The organism is Bradyrhizobium sp. P5_C11_2 (assembly GCF_054049755.1).
Map to the genome: position 1 here is coordinate 1 of NZ_JBFULT010001019.1, position 1,334 is coordinate 1,334.

At 64.2% G+C, this 1,334-nt stretch carries 1 protein-coding gene; it reads right to left on the reverse strand.

Annotation, left to right across the window (positions count from 1 at the left end; genetic code table 11):
• Positions 1 to 30: 30 nt before the first annotated feature.
• Positions 31 to 1,329 carry a dicarboxylate/amino acid:cation symporter gene (locus ACXJL8_RS41295; protein ID WP_456619344.1) on the reverse strand — a complete coding sequence of 433 codons (1,299 nt, stop codon included), beginning with the start codon at positions 1,327 to 1,329 and terminating at the stop codon, positions 31 to 33.
• Between the last annotated feature and the right edge of the window lie 5 nt (positions 1,330 to 1,334).

Sequence of the window (1,334 nt, forward strand, 5' to 3'; positions counted from 1 at the left end):
CCTCGTCAGTGTCTGGCCCATGATGCGCTCCTAACCATGGCCGGCCATGGCGGGCACTTCGCCGGGCACCATGTCGCCGGGCACGGCGTCGCCTGGTCCCATCTCATGCTCGGGCCCAAGCTCGCCTTCCCACTTCGCCACGACCGAGGTCGCGAGCGTGTTGCCGATCACGTTGGTGGCGCTGCGGCCCATGTCGAGGAAGGTGTCGATGCCCATGATCATGAGCAGGCCGGCCTCGGGAATGTTGAACTGCGCCAGCGTCGAGGCGATCACGACGAGGGAGGCGCGCGGCACGCCGGCGACGCCCTTGGAGGTGATCATCAGCGTCGCCAGCATCGCGAGCTGCGTGCCGAGCGCCATGTCGATGTGGTAGCTCTGCGCGATGAAGACGGCCGCGAAGGTGCAGTACATCATCGTGCCGTCGAGGTTGAAGGAATAGCCGAGCGGCAGCACGAAGCTCGAGATCCGCGACGAGGCGCCGAAGCGGTTGAGCGCCTCCAGCGTCTTCGGATAGGCCGCCTCCGAGCTCGCGGTGGAGAACGCGATCATCAGCGGCTCGCGGACCAGCTTCAGCAGATGGCTGTAGCGCGGCCCGATCACGATGAAGCCGACGATCACCAGGATCGTCCAAAGGATCGCCAGCGAGAGATAGAAGCCGCCCATGAACACGACGAGCTTCCAGAGCACCAGCAGGCCGTTCTTGGCCACCGTCGCCGTGATGGCGGCCCACACCGCGAGCGGCGCGAACAGCATCACATAGCTCGTCACCTTGAGCATGATGTGGCCGATATCGTCGATCAGCGCCAGGATCGGCTTGGAGCGCTCGGGCATCGCGCCCATCGCCACCGAGAAGAACACGGCGAAGATCACGATCTGGAGGATCTCGTTCTGCGCCATCGCGTCCGCGATCGAGGTCGGGATCAGGTGGGTCAGGAACTTCTCGATCGAGAAGGCCGAGACCGGCAGGCCGGTCGATTGGCCTGCCGCAGGCAGCGTGCCGGGGAAGTTGGCGCCGGGCTGGAGCAGGTTGACCATCACGAGGCCGAGCAGCAGCGAGACGAAGGAGGCGCTGATGAACCAGCCCATCGTCTTGGCGAAGATGCGGCCGAGCTTGGAGCCCGAGCCCATATGGGCGATGCCGCCGACCAGGGTGGCGAACACCAAAGGCGCAATGATCATCTTGATCAGGCGCAAAAACATCATGGCGATCAGGTTGATGGACGAGGCCCAGTCGGCGCGCGTATCGGGCAGGAAGTTGTAGATCGCCGAGCCCATCACGATGCCCAGCACCATCGCCGCCAGAATGTATTGCGTAAACCTGTTCGACATTGCTT

Excerpts from the sequence above, each read along its gene's own strand:
- ACXJL8_RS41295 (WP_456619344.1), bottom strand. The coding sequence starts at position 1,329 with ATGTCGAACAGGTTTACGCAATACATTCTGGCGGCGATGGTGCTGGGC.